At 65.9% G+C, this 15,463-nt stretch carries 18 protein-coding genes and 1 pseudogene; 9 read left to right on the plus strand and 10 right to left on the minus strand.

Annotation, left to right across the window (positions count from 1 at the left end; genetic code table 11):
• Positions 1 to 21 precede the first annotated feature (21 nt).
• The 3 genes from PQI07_RS32370 (at position 22) to PQI07_RS32380 (ending at position 3,184) form a co-directional block, all read left to right on the plus strand.
• Positions 22 to 831, plus strand: a complete 810-nt coding sequence (locus tag PQI07_RS32370; protein WP_274928948.1) for a hypothetical protein — start codon at positions 22 to 24, stop codon at positions 829 to 831.
• A gap of 451 nt (positions 832 to 1,282) precedes the next feature.
• Complete coding sequence (locus tag PQI07_RS32375; protein ID WP_274928949.1) at positions 1,283 to 2,014, plus strand: hypothetical protein; 732 nt, start codon at positions 1,283 to 1,285, stop codon at positions 2,012 to 2,014.
• 426 nt (positions 2,015 to 2,440) lie between these two features.
• Positions 2,441 to 3,184, plus strand: a complete 744-nt coding sequence (locus PQI07_RS32380) for a glycosyltransferase family 25 protein (RefSeq protein ID WP_274928950.1) — start codon at positions 2,441 to 2,443, stop codon at positions 3,182 to 3,184.
• 115 nt (positions 3,185 to 3,299) lie between these two features.
• On the opposite strand, the gene PQI07_RS32385 is transcribed toward PQI07_RS32380, so the two are convergent.
• Complete coding sequence (locus tag PQI07_RS32385) at positions 3,300 to 3,440, minus strand: hypothetical protein (protein WP_274929157.1); 141 nt, start codon at positions 3,438 to 3,440, stop codon at positions 3,300 to 3,302.
• Here PQI07_RS32385 and PQI07_RS32390 point away from each other — a divergent pair.
• Positions 3,375 to 3,777 (plus strand): annotated as a pseudogene (locus tag PQI07_RS32390) (transposase family protein); the annotation flags it as partial. The gene PQI07_RS32385 and the pseudogene PQI07_RS32390 sit on opposite strands and share 66 nt — an antisense overlap.
• A gap of 36 nt (positions 3,778 to 3,813) precedes the next feature.
• Here PQI07_RS32390 and PQI07_RS32395 read toward each other — a convergent pair.
• Together PQI07_RS32395 and PQI07_RS32400 are read right to left on the minus strand one after the other, a co-directional pair.
• Complete coding sequence (locus tag PQI07_RS32395; RefSeq protein ID WP_043756319.1) at positions 3,814 to 4,515, minus strand: helix-turn-helix transcriptional regulator; 702 nt, start codon at positions 4,513 to 4,515, stop codon at positions 3,814 to 3,816.
• Positions 4,516 to 4,517: 2 nt separating this feature from the next.
• Positions 4,518 to 5,450, minus strand: a complete 933-nt coding sequence (locus tag PQI07_RS32400; RefSeq protein ID WP_274928951.1) for an NAD(P)-dependent alcohol dehydrogenase — start codon at positions 5,448 to 5,450, stop codon at positions 4,518 to 4,520.
• A 950-nt stretch (positions 5,451 to 6,400) separates the two neighbouring features.
• Here PQI07_RS32400 and PQI07_RS32405 point away from each other — a divergent pair.
• The 4 genes from PQI07_RS32405 to PQI07_RS32420 all read left to right on the plus strand — a co-directional run bounded on the left by PQI07_RS32405 (position 6,401) and on the right by PQI07_RS32420 (position 10,288).
• Complete coding sequence (locus tag PQI07_RS32405) at positions 6,401 to 7,615, plus strand: FAD-dependent oxidoreductase (RefSeq protein ID WP_274928952.1); 1,215 nt, start codon at positions 6,401 to 6,403, stop codon at positions 7,613 to 7,615.
• A gap of 249 nt (positions 7,616 to 7,864) precedes the next feature.
• On the plus strand, positions 7,865 to 8,809 hold the full coding sequence (locus PQI07_RS32410) for a helix-turn-helix domain-containing protein (protein WP_274928953.1): 945 nt from the start codon (positions 7,865 to 7,867) through the stop codon (positions 8,807 to 8,809).
• An 836-nt stretch (positions 8,810 to 9,645) separates the two neighbouring features.
• The gene (locus PQI07_RS32415; protein WP_043354282.1) at positions 9,646 to 9,939 is read left to right on the plus strand and encodes a hypothetical protein; all 294 of its coding nucleotides are present in this window, start codon (positions 9,646 to 9,648) and stop codon (positions 9,937 to 9,939) included.
• Between the two features lie 64 nt (positions 9,940 to 10,003).
• Entirely contained in the window at positions 10,004 to 10,288 is a 285-nt protein-coding gene (locus tag PQI07_RS32420) for a hypothetical protein (protein ID WP_236961499.1), read from the plus strand.
• 24 nt (positions 10,289 to 10,312) lie between these two features.
• On the opposite strand, the gene PQI07_RS32425 is transcribed toward PQI07_RS32420, so the two are convergent.
• The 3 genes from PQI07_RS32425 to PQI07_RS32435 form a co-directional block, all read right to left on the minus strand.
• The gene (locus tag PQI07_RS32425) at positions 10,313 to 10,489 is read right to left on the minus strand and encodes a hypothetical protein (RefSeq protein WP_182593000.1); all 177 of its coding nucleotides are present in this window, start codon (positions 10,487 to 10,489) and stop codon (positions 10,313 to 10,315) included.
• Between the two features lie 97 nt (positions 10,490 to 10,586).
• Positions 10,587 to 11,435 carry a methyltransferase domain-containing protein gene (locus tag PQI07_RS32430; RefSeq protein WP_043354281.1) on the minus strand — a complete coding sequence of 283 codons (849 nt, stop codon included), beginning with the start codon at positions 11,433 to 11,435 and terminating at the stop codon, positions 10,587 to 10,589.
• A 197-nt stretch (positions 11,436 to 11,632) separates the two neighbouring features.
• Positions 11,633 to 11,998, minus strand: a complete 366-nt coding sequence (locus PQI07_RS32435; RefSeq protein WP_179698468.1) for a hypothetical protein — start codon at positions 11,996 to 11,998, stop codon at positions 11,633 to 11,635.
• 64 nt (positions 11,999 to 12,062) lie between these two features.
• Between PQI07_RS32435 and PQI07_RS32440 the strand changes: the two genes are divergently transcribed.
• Positions 12,063 to 12,395, plus strand: coding sequence for a hypothetical protein (locus PQI07_RS32440; protein ID WP_043354278.1), 333 nt, complete (start codon positions 12,063 to 12,065; stop codon positions 12,393 to 12,395).
• On the opposite strand, the gene PQI07_RS32445 is transcribed toward PQI07_RS32440, so the two are convergent.
• From PQI07_RS32445 to PQI07_RS32460, 4 genes are all read right to left on the minus strand, one after another.
• A complete protein-coding gene (locus tag PQI07_RS32445; protein WP_274928954.1) occupies positions 12,337 to 12,828 on the minus strand; it encodes a hypothetical protein in 492 nt (163 codons plus the stop codon). The genes PQI07_RS32440 and PQI07_RS32445 overlap by 59 nt on opposite strands.
• Positions 12,829 to 12,959: 131 nt before the next feature.
• Entirely contained in the window at positions 12,960 to 13,292 is a 333-nt protein-coding gene (locus PQI07_RS32450) for a hydroxyisourate hydrolase (RefSeq protein ID WP_043354274.1), read from the minus strand.
• Positions 13,289 to 14,710, minus strand: coding sequence for an amidase (locus PQI07_RS32455; RefSeq protein ID WP_274928955.1), 1,422 nt, complete (start codon positions 14,708 to 14,710; stop codon positions 13,289 to 13,291). The genes PQI07_RS32450 and PQI07_RS32455 overlap by 4 nt, the downstream gene beginning before the upstream one ends.
• Positions 14,707 to 15,459, minus strand: coding sequence for an aspartate/glutamate racemase family protein (locus PQI07_RS32460; RefSeq protein WP_111474076.1), 753 nt, complete (start codon positions 15,457 to 15,459; stop codon positions 14,707 to 14,709). The genes PQI07_RS32455 and PQI07_RS32460 overlap by 4 nt, the downstream gene beginning before the upstream one ends.
• Between the last annotated feature and the right edge of the window lie 4 nt (positions 15,460 to 15,463).

Genomic DNA, 15,463 nt, shown 5'->3' on the forward strand with positions numbered 1-15,463 from the left:
GCTTTTGCTGGAGGTTTATACATGATAAGCCTCGGCCGTACCAGAGCAGGCAGCGCTCCGATCCTGGCGAATCCTGTCGAAGTCCGGGGCGAATGGCTCGCGCCGCCACGGTCGGCCGCGCTCGTGATCGGCCGCATGCGGGAGGCCTGCTGCTCCGGCATCCGTATGGTGTCCGATCGGCAGCCGCAGATATTACGGATCGAGAATTGCCCTGCCGGTCCACCCGCGGTCTGGCTGCATCGGGATGCGAGCGATACTGCCATCATCCATGTCGACGTGGGCGAGCGTGCTTGGACCCAGTTGGCCTATCAGTTCGGCCACGAACTGGGTCATGTCGTGAGTAATTCTTGGGACAGCGAAGCGAAACCCAGCGCGCCATGCCAGTGGGTTGAAGAAATGATCGCTGAAAGCTTCTCGCTCCGCGGTCTCGCCAACCTGGCGGCGGATTGGGAGAGGACCCCGCCGTTTCCGGGAGATGCGGGCTATGGGAAGGAGATAAGCCATTATCGAGATAACATTCTGACCCAGTACAATCAGATTGCGTCATTTCAAGGCCTCGGAACGTCCAGCTCTTGGTTCGACCGCAATAGATCGGCCTTGGAGGGTTTCGTCGGACTGTCCGACCATGCGAAGGCGGCGGTTTCCATACTTCTACCCGCCCTGATGGCGCGTCCCGCACTGTTGGAAGACATCGGTGCGCTCAATCGCTGGCCGGAACGGGCGGCATTGCCTCTGGGTGCGTATCTCAGTCGGTGGCGTGCGAGTTGCAAGAGCTTGGGATCGGCCGGTTTATTACCCGATTTGATCAAGACGACGATCTGCTCGCGCTGATCGGGATCGATCTCTGCTCATCCGGGTTTGCACAGTCCTCGGCAGCGGCGCCTCGTCTCTGGAGGTCTTGCCAGCCGTGAGGCGGCAATCAGGGGGCCGCATCGTGGGAGCGGCGCAAGTCTTCGACACGGGGCGAGCCGGTCGACAATCCGCTCAAGGCGACGGCGGCACGTCCGAACGGCGAAACGCTCCTGGCCCTTGTCGGGAGTCGCGACCGCGAGGGGGGTGGCGATGCCGACGCAGGCGCTTCGGTGGACCCGATCGGCGCGAGGGTCGCCGCCCCGTTTGCCGCTCGTCCCGCGACCGGCGGCAGACGCGGAGTTTCTTGGCAGAACTGGCGGCGATCGCTTCCGATTCCTGAATGGGCAACTGATGCAGGAGCAAGGTTCTTGCGAATGTTGTCCAGTTGCGTCAATAATAGTCTTCCTTGCATCAGCGAGGCGGGATCGAGATGCGCATCATTGCCTCTATGACGACGATACCGTCCCGTATCGCGGAGATCGAGCCCGTCATCGAGTCTGTTCTCCATCAGGACGTGGCTGTCGATCGTCTGGAGATCAATATTCCGTTCCATTGCAAGCGCAATGGAGAAGAATACATTCTTCCGGATTGGCTCGTTTCGGAAGGTCAGATCGCGGTTTTTCGAACCGATGATTATGGGCCGATCACGAAGATCGCCCCCACCCTGCTCCGGCATCGACATGACGATGCGTACATATGGTCGGTTGACGACGATTGCCGATATCCGCGAAATCAATTGAGATTGCTGACATCTATCTCTGGTCCGAACGAAGATCGGATACTCACCCGTTATGGAGGCAACCTGAAAGAAGGAGGTCTCTTCGAACCCTGGTACGGGCACGGCGCATGCACGATGCTCGAAGGGTTTGGTGGGGTCCTGTATCCTCCGAATTGTATCAAGGACGATTTTGATCGATATTTAGTCGACACATCAAGCGATAAATTTTGTCGCGCAAATGACGACATCGTTTTAGCCATGTATTTCAATCATCATCAGGTGCCAATATTCTTGCACAACGTCCCTTCTGACGATGTTCCGTATATGGTCGAAGGCTGGATGGCGCATGCCGATCGAGATGCGTTGTCGACCGGTGGGCACAATATGGCTTATGAGGGCGCTTACAAATTTATAACAAAATACTTTATTTGCAATTCATCGTGACGGATGGAAGGCATCTGGCGCAGGTTCGATTGTCGCACATCGTGTGGATGACTTTCAGGCAGATGTAAATGCGCCTCTGTCCGCCAGATTGCTCCTGCCGCAGCCGCACATCACGCGTTATCATGAGCTCGCCACTTGGATAAGTCGAATTGGCTTTGCGGATCGGGAGCGGAAAGCAGGGAGTCCGGAACCAGGCAAATACGATCACCGTACTGCGGCTTGATTGATATTCGGACGAAAAGGCAATGTCTTGATGGAAAATCTGAAATTTATATTCATAGATACAAGCAAAAGATTTTTCGTATTGCGCACGAACGCACAAGCCTTTGCTCGACGAGAAAAATTATTAAGAAACTCGCTCTGTGTTGTTGTCTGCTCTTTTGAATCAATAGTTTTCGATGTCCCGTGTGGCCGAGGCACAAGACGATGATCGATGCCGACCGGAATGTCCCCGTTCACATCATCAACCTGGATCGCGACGCTGAGCGATTGAAAACATTCATGCATCGCAACGATTTTCTCCAGGTTGTCCGGCCGGACGCTGTGGAAGGCCGAAACCTGGATCGCGACGAACTTGCCAGGACCGGGATGATCCATCGAGATTTGCGCTATACAAATCCAGCCTTGGGCAATGCACACTCCCATATCGGTCTCTGGACCAAGGCAGCGGACGAGGATGTCTGTGTAACGATTGCGGAAGACGACGCGATTTTTTCGAGAGATTTTCATGCCGGGGCACGCACAATCCTGGACGCGCTTCCCTCCGATTGGGATGTCGTTCTTTGGGGGGTGAACTTCGACGCCTTTCTCTGGCTTGAGGTTGTCGAAGGGGTTCGCTGCAAGCTGCAGTTCGAACAGGATGATCTTCGCGCTCGGGTTGCAGAGTTCCGTGATCGTGCCGGGCTGAACGTGCCGCTCCGTTTGCGTCATAGCTTCGGGGTAATGGCGTACACGGTTTCACCCCTCGGCGCGAGAAACCTCATGAAGATCTGTCTTCCGCTTTCCAATCAGCTGATCGAATTTCCGGGCTGTGGGGTCGTGATCGAAAACAACACGATCGATGCGGCAATGAACGCGGCTTATCCGAGTCTCAAGGCATTCGTTTGCATCCCACCACTGGCCATATCGGAAAATCGCCACGAGTCGTCGACCATTCAGGGTGCAAAGTAAGGAATAGCTTCTGCTTTTAATCGAAAATGGATCGTATTAATTCAATAAAAGTGAGCCGGCAGCCTGCCGTCTTAGTGTCGTCCCCATAACGATAGCGCGGCCCGGCAGGATGTGTTCACGGCTCCTGCCGGAGGCGCCGATGGATCATTTCTGGCTGACGGACGAGCAGTCTGCGAAGATCGCTCCGCACCTGCCCACCGATACGCGAGGCAAGGAGCGCGTCGATGACCCGCGCGTGATCGGCGGCATCGGTCACGGGCTGAAATCCGGCGGACGTCGGGCGGACGCACCGCGCGAGATCTACGGCCCGAAGAAGATCGTCGACCGTTTCATGCGCTGGGCAGGCAAGGACGGGCGGTCTGTTCGAAGCTCTGGCTCAGGCTGGCGGACCGCCGGCCCAGGGTCTGATCGACCCATCCGGGGTGGAGGCCCATCGCTGTTCCACGGGAGGCGAAGGGGAGAACCGATGCGGGCAAGCGGGCGCTCGCGCGGTGGACGCACGGCCGGGATCCACGCGCCCCCCCGACCGCGCCTGCCGCCCGCTCGCTTTCCTGCTGATCGGCGGGCCGATCGCCGACTGCACGGCTGGTGCGGCCGCTTCCTCGGCAGCCCTGCGGAGGACCGCGGCCTTATCGGACCCTTTGCGCGCACAGTCGTTCTGCCACGGCGCGCCACGCTTTGACCAGCTGTCGACGGCTTCCCGGGTAGTGCTCCACGAGAAGGGTCATATCGACAACGCGTTCGGCGTCGAAAATGCAATAACCGGCCTCTCTCTCACACCAAGCTGCAAAGCTTCGCCCGGATCCGTCGAAACCAAGCATGATCGGCCAGACGATCCTCTCCGACGTGCCGCCACTTTCTTCACGGTAGACAACCCGCATCTTACGCTGCTCGCGCATCGCGCGGCGGCACTGCGCCAGATCGAAGCGCGTGGCGACCGAGGGAGGGCCGGAGGCGACGTAGAAACTGCTGTCGTCGAGAGCCGGCCGCAGGGTCGGAGTCAGCACGCTATCGATCTTGGCGAGAGCATTGCGAACGGCCTCAGCCAGGGCGGCGTCGGTCTGACGGCTCACCCATTCCGCACCGATGACCAGTGCGTGCAGTTCCTCTTCGGTGAATGAGAGCGGCGGGAGCAAGAAACCAGGGCGGAGAGCATAGCCGACGCCGGCCTCCGCATCGATGTCGGCCCCCATGGCTTGCAGAGTCGCGATATCCCTGCGGATGGTGCGCAAGGAGACGCCGGCTTCGCGAGCGAGCACCGCGCCCGCGACCACCCCTCGGTGACGGCGGAGACGCTGGAGGAGGTCGAAGAGACGGTGACTGCGCGACACGGCTACCCGATCGTGACGACCACTTTGCCGCGCAGCTTGCGGCCCGCCTCGATTGCCGAGATCAGCGGAATAGCTTGCGCGAGCGGCACGGTTTCGGCAATCGGCAGAACCAGCGTCCTGTCATGGGCTGCCTTTGCCAGGCGGTCGAGCAGGTCCGCACGTGGCTTTCCGACGATCGGTTTCATCCGCCGGTCGAACACGGCACGCAAGAACCGTACGGGCGTAGGCTCGACCGTGGTGAAGGTGCCGCCCTTGCGCAGCAGGCCGATACCGGTTGACGTCGAGAGCGTTCCTGCAGCATCGAACACCACGTCGAATACCTCGGAAATCGTGGATGCGGCCTTGACCCGATAATCATAGACTGTTTGGAGCCCGAGCGAGCGGGCACGCTCGATCCCTTCGGCGCCACAGCTGCCCGACACCTTGGCGCCGAACATGCGTGCGATCTGCACGCCGGCCTCTCCGACCGCACCCGAGCATCCATTGATGAACACGCTCTGACCGGGCCTCAGTTGCGCCTTGTCGATGAGGCCATTCCAAGCCGTGACGCCCGCCGTCCCGAGGCATGCGGCCTGCTCGAAGGAGACGGTCGCCGGCTTTTTCGCGAGCGCGGCTTCCTTGGCAATGACAGCTTCGGCCAGTGAACCGGCCTCCTTGAAGCGCGCCATGCCGAAGACCGCGTCGCCGATCTTGAATCGGGTCACGTCGGCCCCGACCGCGGTGACGGTGCCGGCCAGGTCCAGACCCATTCCACGCGGGAACGATCGCCCGGTCACGATCTTCATCGCGCCGTTGCGGACCTTCCAGTCGATCGGGTTGAGCGCGGCGCGACGGACGGCGACCGCCACTTCGTCCTTCCCTGGCGTTCCCAGCGCAAACTCTTCGAGCCGCATGACTTCGGGGCCGCCGTAGGAGTGATATTGAATGCGTTTCATGGACTCGCCTTTCACCCGAGGCGGCGTCCTACGACGCCGTGGTGACAATTTCTGTCACCATCGTGGAAACGGGAGCGGCGGACGGCATCCGCCCGCGTGGGAGCGCGCCCTGATGGCGGAGGCGTACTGGCTTCAACAGCAAGTCAGGGAGCGCTCGGCCGCTGATTGGCCCCGATCCATGATGCAGTCCGAACCTTCGCGATCGAGACGTGGTGGATAGATCGCAGTTCCTGTTTGAGATCTGGATCGGAATCTCTGTCAGATCTGGCGCGAGTCAGGCCGCAACATGTGCAACGATGGTCGGTCGGAGGCTGAACGTCGGCTTCTGGACGACGATCTACGGTCCGCTGTCCACCCCCAGCCGAAGGTGTCGGAGGGGCGGTGAATGGCTGCTTCCGGGTGTCGGCGAAAGCTGGCGGCACGGCTGGCAGGGGTTGGGTGCGGACCGGCGGCTCAGGGTGGGTTTCTGACAATCCGCTTCCGGGCGCAAAACGCAAGAAGCAGACGCGTTTACGAGGATCCAGAAGGACACTCAGTCGATGGCCGTCTGATGCACGTGATGATCTCCTATTGCTCGGCTATGGGCCGACGTTTTGGAACCAGGATATCACCACCCTTCGCGCTTCGATTTTCGCGCTCGGCAGGTTGATTTTGGCGCGACTCCGAATATGATTTCCATGTCGAGAAGAGAGCAGACCGATTGGTAGCGCGGTCGCCGCTTGCGGTTTCTCATCGCCCAACTGGCTCCACGACGTTCAAACCTGGCAGACGCCAAGGTGAACGTAGGCGTGCGCGTTGCGCGCCGGTGGAGATGGGCGCCTTATGTCTGATCGATTAACAGACATCGTCTCGAAAACCATCTCAGCGCTTACCTTGGTAGCTCCAGGTCCTTTCGCAGGCCGCTCCGGCGGCTGGTCGCTCGATCTAGGCCTATATCAAGGACAACAAACGTGAAAATCATCATCATCGGTGCGGGGATCGGCGGTCTTTGTCTTGCGCAACATTTGCGCGCATCGCAAATTGAGGTCGCGGTCTATGATCGAGATGCAGGCCCCTGGGATCGAAAGCAAGGCTACCGCCTGCATCTGGATGCCGATGGCATCTCGGCGCTGAAAGCCGCCTTGCCTGGGCCGCTGTTTGCGCTGTTCGAGGCCACCTCGATGCACCCGCTGCCCTACACGACAATCATGGACACGAGTTTCGCAATCCAGCGCCGGTTCCAGACCGACGACTACAGCAAGACGCAGCATCACCTGACCGACGGCATTGCCCAGCATCTGAACGTGAACCGTGCGACCCTGCGCGAGATCCTGTTGCAGGATCTGGAGGATGTTTGTCACTGGGATGCACGGCTCGAAGGTTATGAGACAGATGAGACGGGGGTCTCCGCGATTTTTTCCGATGGCCGGACGGCGCGCGGCACAATGCTGGTGGGTGCGGACGGCGCGGGGTCGGCGTTGCGCCGTCAAAGGGCGCCTGACGCGAAGATGATGGATTCGGGTGCCCGCGCCATCTATGGCCGCCTGGCCTTGAGCGACGCGCGGCGGGTTCTGCCGCCTCACGCCCTGGCCGATATTTTCACCGCCGCCTTCGACACCCGCAAGTTGATCCTGGGCGTGGGGCCTGTGATCTATCCGATGGCGCCCGATCAAGCGGCCCGCGCCTTGCTGCCGCAGGCGAGGCTTCGGACGCAGGATGATTACATCGGCTGCATCATCGCGGGGCGCAAGGAGCTGTTCGGGGACGACGAAGCCGCCCTGCGCGCGGCCTCCAGCGACACGCTGCAGGATCTGGCGAGCCGGCTTCTGGCAGAGTGGCCGTCAGGGGCTGCAAAGGTGCCGCGGGCGGGCGAAGCGGGTTCATTCTTCTATGTCGAGATGGCCTCTTGCATTCCCTTCGATCTCCAGCCGGAGACGAGGGTCACGCTCCTGGGCGACGCGATCCACACGATGACGCCCAGCCTGGGGCGAGGCGCGAACGTCGCCTTGCGCGATGCGGGGCTTTTGAGGAACTGGATCGTGAAGCATCACAAAGGCGAGTTGTCCTGCGATGCAGCGCTTCAGGCGTATGAGCGGGAGATGACCACCTATGGCTTCGAGGTGGTTCGCCGTTCGGCGGATATGGGTGCAAAGCTCCTTGGACAGGATCCCCTGTCGCCGAGTTGAAACGACGGCGACAGCCAACCTGGCCTCGAACGAAAGTGGGGCGCGAACGAGTTACGATCGCTTCCGGGATGCGCTGATCGTCGCCTAAGCGTCTGGCATGGGTCGCGTCCGGAAAGGCGGCTCGGGGTGGGTTTCCGCCGGTCCGTTTTCGGGTGGCCCGCAATGCTTGAATCATTAGATTATATACAATAGACGGGCGGCCCCTCCAATCTCCGCCCTCGTATGGCGAGCTGTGGACCAAGGCCGCGGATGCGACCGCTTTTCTCGACTGAGGGCCTCGACCCCAGGATCGCCTTCCGTCGATGGCGGGAGATGATGTGCGATCAGATGGTTCCGAACGAGATCCGGTATCTTGACGCTGCGCCGTTCCACGGCCGGATCGAGGTCACCGCGATCGGAGCGTTGCCGATCACGCGAAGCGTTCAGAGTTCCACCCGGACCGAAGTGACACCCGAGGCGGTGCGGCGGAACGGCCGGGGTGACCGCCTCTACGCGGTCTTCAGCCAATCCGGCCGCCATGCCGTCCAGCAGAACGAGCGTGAGGCGCTGGCTCGGGCCGGCGATTTCGTCGTGCTCGATCATCGACCGGGCGTGAGCGAGATCGAGACCGGCACCTTCCTGATCCTCGACCTGCCGCGGGAGCGCCTGGAGAGCGTGCTGGGCCCGTCTCAACTGTTCACTGCCCTCGCGGTCGAGGCCAACCTCGCCTCTACGATGCTCGCGAACACCTACGTCCAGGAACTGATCCGGGTGGGAGATCGGCTCAACCCCGACGGTGCGGCGCGCATGGCGTCGATCGGGATCGATCTGGTCGTGGCCAGTCTCGCCGAACGGTTGGCGCAGGCGGTGCCCCGCTCCATACACGGCAACGCCACCGTCCAGCGCGCCAAGGCCTACGTCGAGGCGCACTTGAGTGACACGACCCTCGACCCGCCGAAGCTCGCCGCCGCGGTCGGCGTGTCGCTGCGCCGGTTGCAGGAGCTGTTCCACGAGCGCGGCCGGCACATTTCCGACTACATCTGGGGACGCCGGCTAGAGGCGGCAGCCAAGCGCCTAGCCGATCCGGCCTGCGCCCACCTGTCGATCGGCATGCTGGCTTACGGCTGCGGCTTCAGCAGCCAGGCGCATTTCGCGCGCCGCTTCAAGGATCGCCACGGCATGAGCCCGCGTGACTACCGGCGGGCGCACAGGTAGGACGTGCCGTCGGCCGCATCCGTTTTCGGGCTGTCGTCCGAGTCCGCCGAGGGGCCGAATTAGATCGGAGACGGACCGTCCGCTCTTACTTCGACATTGCCCCGACCGGCCCGCTCCGGGTCGGCCGGATAGGGGCGCCGACCGCCGGGCTGATCTTTGTCAGTCGCTCGGATGACGGGAAACCCGACGGCGTGACGGTGGCCATCGATGGGACGACGACCGTCCGCGCCGCCGCCCGCACGCTGACGCACGCGCGGCCCGTCGCCGTTCCGTTTGTGGCCGGTCGACCAGCAGATGCGGGTCGCTGTCCCGCAGGGCCGCCCCGCTGCCCTCGCCTGCGTCACGGCATGGCTGGACGAGGCGAAGCGGACAGGCGTCGTCCACAGGATCTTCGAGGCCCGCGGCTTCGGTCAGGACGCGGTTGCCTCCCAGACCAGCGCAGCTGGCTCACCGGTCGAGCCGCGTCGGAGCGCCCGTCACATCGCATTCGGGTGGACGGCGGAGGGCCGAGCGCGCGGCTCCGCACGGACGCGAGCCCCGGATCCCGTTCATGGGCGGCAATGGCCCGCTTCCCTGGCCGCACGGGGCCGACCGCCGGGTGAAGAGCGGCCACGAACGGGGAGCCTCGATGAGGGGATGCCAGGGCGCACGGCCAGCCGCGCAGACGCATGGGTCGCCCGATCCGCCGCATGACGTCGATGGTTCACGATCCAACACGTCGGAGTTGCGAACCGCCCGCGTGGCTTGCTGCCCAGGATTGCTTGTGGAACCGTGTGTGCCTGGGAGAGGTGACAGATGCTCCGCACCGAGCGTTCCAAGACGAAGCGCGATCTGAGATGACGGCTGAGGGTCCGCCCGACAAGATGGCCGAGGTTGCTGGACTGGCGGCCGCCATCGCCGACCACATCCTCGCGCAGCACGAGGCCGGTCTCACGATCCCGCCGGACCAGTTCAGGATGCTCGTGAGCGCCGCCCGGATGCTCCTGGACAACGGCGTATCGTGGCCGCCATCGGTGACATACCTCGTGATGGAAGTCGCCCGGCGGGTCGAGGAAGCCGAGCCTCCGCCCAAGGGCGACGAGGTCGTGGCGCACCTGACGCGGGCGCTCAACGCGGCCAAACCCACCTGAGGCCTGCCTGAGGCGCACCGTCACGCGGCGGGCGCGCCGATTTCCTGCGGGATCGGCGCCCTATATGGGCCCCATGCCCACACTCGGCCTCAAGCTCCCGCTCCGGATCTGCGTCCTCGAGAACGCCGCCTGCGTCGAGGATGCCGGCGGCCGGCGCACCGGCTTCGTCTACTGGGACGAGGGCAGGCCGGGAGGAGGCGACAGTGCCTTCACCCGCGCCGAGGCCATCGAGCAGGTCCGGATCATCGCGAGCGCCTGGGCCGGCGCCCTGGTCCACAGCGGCACCCTCGACACCGGCCCGGCACCCGAGCCGGGCGCCGCCGCCGCCGAGCCCTCTCCGGAAGGCTGATCGCTCCCGGTGGAGCGGGATCCGCTACAGGCCGGCGCCGCTCACGTACGAGACCGGCGCGCCCGAGCTCGTCGCGGAGGCCGCCACGGTGGCGGCGATCCAGTCGCCGTCGCCGGTCGCGGGCACCCGGCACGCCCGTGCCATGGCCCATACCTGTCGGCGCCAGAGCCAGAGGCGGAGGGTGTGGATGAGGTCGTACACGGCCGGCCCCCATGCTGTCGCTCCCGTCCATGTGGGGCGCGCGCTCGGTCCGCTCAAGCGTGCGGCGCCCTCATGGCTGCGTTCGGATGCCCCGCACCTAAGCGGCGACGTGCTTCATCACGAAGTGGAAGCCGAGTTCGGGGTTCTTGCTGAAATCGGCATCGTAGAATGCGTTCTCATTGCCGGAACCTCGGCAAAAATCCTTGAACTGAAACATGCTCTTCGGGACGAATTCGAGCCCGTGCTGCCGGACAAGCTCGCGCCACCACGTCTCCGGCTTGACTGTAGGATGGTAGCTCACGCCGTTGGCGACATCGTCGTATGTCGCGGCGGAGCCCACGAAAAGACCGCCGTCGGCCAGGTGAGATTTCACATTGGCAAACAGCTGAGGAAGCAACGATTCCTCGATGTGCTCGAGGACCTCCCACATCGTGATGACGTCAAATTTGGCTTTCGTACCCGTCTTCTGATCTATCAGAGAAAATGGCTTGGTAATATCGCATGTCTTTAGATAATCTGGAATGATAGACCATTCGGCGCGCTGCGCGCGAAGGGAGTAATCGCTTCCCTCGATGCCGAATGCCGCGTTGCCTCTGATGAGGAAATCGAAGACGAGGCCGCCCCCTGCGCAGCCGAGGTCCAGGGCGGTGACCTTTCGGCCGAAATGGCTTTCGATCGCATGACAAAACCGCTGATTGCGTGTATTGTCATCCTTTGTTCCGCGCGGAACCGTGTGGTCGTTGCTCTCGTAGGCGATCGGATGATCTGTCACGAGACAGAAGTTGTTTTTCGGCGCCAGCTGAACGACGGCGAGGCGCCTGACATCTTGCATCTGTGCGAGCTGCTGCGCGTGAGCCGCCATGATCTTGCTGTCGAGGGCGGCGTAGAGCTGGCGGCCCACATCAAGAATCTGCTGGGTGATGAATTGCTTGTCTTGGTCGTTCATCACAAATTCCTGACGATCGATCTCGGTGTGACGCGGCGTGGCTGAGCCCGAATTTATCCCAGATCCTGTATCAAATCTTTACGCGACGGTCTGAATCCGGGGCGCGAAGCGGCGGCGCCCCGCCCGACGGCGCGCTTCGTCCGGGACCTGCGTCCGGGACCTGCCGCCAGCCCGGTCCGGTAGGCCGACCGAACGCCTCACGCCCCCGCCCCCGGCAGCCCGGTCCAGGCCTCGCGGATGAGCGCGAGGCGCTGAGCGGCCCGCGCCGCGTCGGCCTCCGCGACCTGGTGGAGGACCGCCTCCAGCGCCTCGGATCCGCCGAGCGCCGCGGCCGCCGCGCCCTGGCGGCGCATGGCGGAGCGGTGTGCCCGCATCGCCGGCCCCGCCTTCGGCCCCGTTTCGATCCCCTCCAGGGTGGCGATCAGGGCCGCCGCGAACGGGGCGACGTCGCGCCAGGATGCCGCTGTGGTCGCCGCTGCGGTCGCCGCCGAGGTCGCCGGCTCGGGGGAGGCGGCCTGCGCCGGCGGCGGCGCGGAGAAGCTGGTGGTGAGCGGTCGCTTCATGACGAACCTCCACGGGCGCGATATCTAAGGGGGATCGGCCGGCGCGGAGCTGTACGAGGAGCGCATGGCCGAAAGGCGGAAGGCCACCGGATCCGGCGAGGACGGCCTGTCGCGCCACATCCTCCCCAATGCCGGTACGATGGTCGGTGTCTGCACCACGCTGATCGGCCTCGTGAAGATCGCCGAGGGCTGGATCGGGCCGAGCCACGTCGACGAGGCCGCCGCCCTGACGGCGGTCCTGTTCCTGGTCAGCGCGATCGCGTCCTACCTGTCGATCCGTCTGGGGGATGTCAGCGACCTCGCGATCCGCCTGGAGCGCTGCGCCGACATCTGTTTCGTCATCGGGCTGATCGGCCTGACGCTGATCTCGGTTCTGTTCGCCTACGAGACGATCTGACGGCGTGCCGCAGGGGACCGTCGGGCAGGGCATCGGGGTCGGTCAGCGCCGCCGCGAGGAGCGCGCACAGACCGAGATGCAGGGCGAGCGCCGCCGAGCCGGCATCGTGCAGGGACCACAGGCCGGCCGCACCGACCGCCATGAGCGGCGGCCCGGCCACGTAGACGAGGCTCCGCCACGCGGCCGCGGGGCGTCCGAGGCGCCAGAGGCAGCCGGCCAGCGCCGCCAGGGCAAACCCGCCCTTGATCAGCGCCATGAAGCGGATCACCCGCACGAGATCGGTGTCGATTTCGGCCGCAGGGGAGCGTCCGGCCGCGATCCAGGCCAGCGGAAGTGCGAGGACCGTCAGCGCGGCCAGCATCATGCGCGCCGGAGGGGCGCCGCGCGTCGCGCGCCCGGCCGCGGCCGGGATCGTCATCGCCTGAACCCGCATCGGCTTCCTCCTGCGCCCCGCTCCGATCGGAATCGAGTCTAGGCGCTCCGGGGGCCTCGGTCACCTCAAAGGGAGAGGGAGCCGGCAGGGCCGCGCCGCCGCAGGCGCGTGCCGGGACGACGCACCCCGGCTCAGCAGCCGCGGAACAGGGCGACGCCGAAGGCGGTGAATTTCAGCGGCAGGTGGCAGTGGCCGTCGGGGTCGTCGATCCGGAAGCGAATCGCGGCCTCCTCCAGGAACCCCTCCCCCGCCGCCCCGACGAAGTCCCCGATCGCGAACACGACCTCGTAGAGTCCGGCGGCGAGCCGCGTCCGCACGATCGGATGATCGAGCGTCCCGTCCGCGCCGAGCCGCCCCTCGGCGAGCACCCGCCGCCGGGACCCGGCCCGCAGGACGCGCACGCGCATCCCCGCGGCCGGCCGGCCCGTGGCGGCGTCGACGGCGTGGAGCGACAGGCCGGTCACGGGGCGCCGCCCTCCCAGAGCATCCGCCAGGGATGGGCGGCCTCGTAGGCCGCCGCCATCGCCACCAGAGCCTCGTCGCGGCCCCAGGGCGCCACGAGCTGGAACCCGATCGGCAGCCCGGCACGGGAGGGGCGGCAGGGGATCGAGATCCCGGGACAGCCGGCGGCGTTGACGAAGCCCGTGAAGGTCGCCGAGCCGCGGGGGCCCACCGGCACCCCGACGATGCGCTCCGGATGGGTGTCCTCCGCCCGCCAGGGTAGCGCCGCCGCCGTGGGCGTCATCAGCAGATCATGCGCGGCGAACAGGGCGGCGAGATCCTGACGCAGCGCCAGCGCCATCCGCTGCACGTCGAACAGGTCGGCCGCCGAGAGGGCCGCCCCGGCCTCCGCCAGGGCGCGGATGTCGGGGCCGAGGTCGTCGCGCCGGCCCGGATGCGCCCGCATCAGCCAGGCGATTCCGGCCTGGCCGAGGATTGGCCACGCCTCCGTGATGGCGGTCGCCGCGTCGAAGCGGCCGGTCTCGACCCGGTGGCCGAGGCCGGCGAGGCGCCCGGCCGCCTCGGCGACGCTGTCGGCGATCTCGGGATCGACCGGGGCGGTGCCGAAGGCCGGGACATGGAGGATCCGCAGCGGGCGCTCCGGCATTGCGGCGGTCCCGAACGGGCCGAAGCCGTTCGGCGCGACCGCGTTCGGATCGGCCGCCCCGAGGATCCGCATCAGCGCCGCGAGGTCGTCGACCGTGCGCGCCATCGGCCCGACCACCTCGAGGTCGAGCATGATCGGCGGCAGCCCGCCGGTTCGCGGCACCCGTCCGGCGGTGGGTTTCAGGCCGACGAGGCCGGTATGGGAGGCGGGGCGGCGGATCGAGCCGCCCGCATCGGTCCCGAGGGCCAGGGGCCCGATCCCGGCGGCCACCGCCGCGACGGCGCCGCCGCTGGAGCCCCCCGGGGTCAGCGCCGGATCCCAGGGGTTGCGGGTGACGCCGGAGACCGGGTTCCCGGTATAGCCCTGGACGGTCAGTTCCGGGACGTTGGTCTTGCCCAGGATCACCGCTCCGGCCGCGCGCAGGCGGGCCACCGGCGTCTCGTCCCGGTCCGCCCCCTGCCCCGCGTAGAGCCGGCTGCCCCAGCCGGTGGCGAACCCGGCGACGTTCAGGCTGTCCTTGATAGTCACCGGCACGCCGTCGAGGGGGCCGAGCGGCCGGCCCGCCGCCCAGCGGGCCGCGCTCGCCGCGGCGGCGCGCGCCGCACCTTCGGGATCGACGGCGACCAGGGCGTTGAGCCCCGGGTTCACGGCCTCGGCCCGGTCCAGGCAGGCGCGAGCGGCCGCGACCGGGCTCGCCGTCCCGGCGGCGTAGCGTCGGCCCAGGGCGGTGGCCGAGAGGGTCCAGAGCGGGCCCGTCGCATCGGTCTGCATCATGGCTCTCCCTCGCGATGCGCGATCCAGCGGGCGAGCGGCCCGCTCAGGCCCGTGGCCGGTTTCGCGGGCGGCCGGGCGAAGCGTCCGGCCCGGGGCGGCCGCGTCCCGAGCCGCACCAGCGCCTGCGCCTGGCCGAGGGCGGCCGCCAGCGGGTCGACCAGGGGCACCGGCACCGCGTCCTGCAGGGTCGTGGCGAGGCCGGCGAGGGGCGCCCCGGCCAGGATCACCGCGTCGGCCCCCTCTTCGACCGCCCGCTCAGCCAGGGCCAGGATCTCGGGCCGCAAGTCGTCCTGGACCTCGGTCACCGCCTGGAACGGCCGGCGCACCGCGTAGAGGCCGGCGCAGCGGGCCGACAGGCCGGCCAGGGCCACCGCATCCTCGTACCAGGGCAGCAGCGCGGGGGCGAAGGTGACGATCGCGAAGCGCGCTCCGACCTGGCAGGCGGTCAGCATCGCCGCCTCGGCCATCCCGACCACCGGCAGGTCGAACAGCTCCCGCGCCGCGATCAGCCCGGGATCGCCGTAGGCCGCGATCACCGCGGCATCGTGGCCGGCCTGGTGCGCGGCGAGCGTCTCCAGCACCGCCGCGCCGGCGAGCTGCGCCTCGGCCCGGCTGGCGATGTAGGGCAGGCCCGTCGTGGCGGTGAGCGCGGTGATCCGCGCATCGGGGGCCAGCGCCGCCTGCGCCGCCCGCGCCATGCGTTCGGTCATCGCCGCGGAGGTGTTCGGGTTGAGGAGCAGGATCCGCATGGCG

The sequence above is a fragment of the Methylobacterium sp. 092160098-2 genome (genome assembly GCF_028920805.1).
In the GTDB taxonomy this organism is placed as follows: Bacteria; Pseudomonadota; Alphaproteobacteria; order Rhizobiales; family Beijerinckiaceae; genus Methylobacterium; species Methylobacterium fujisawaense.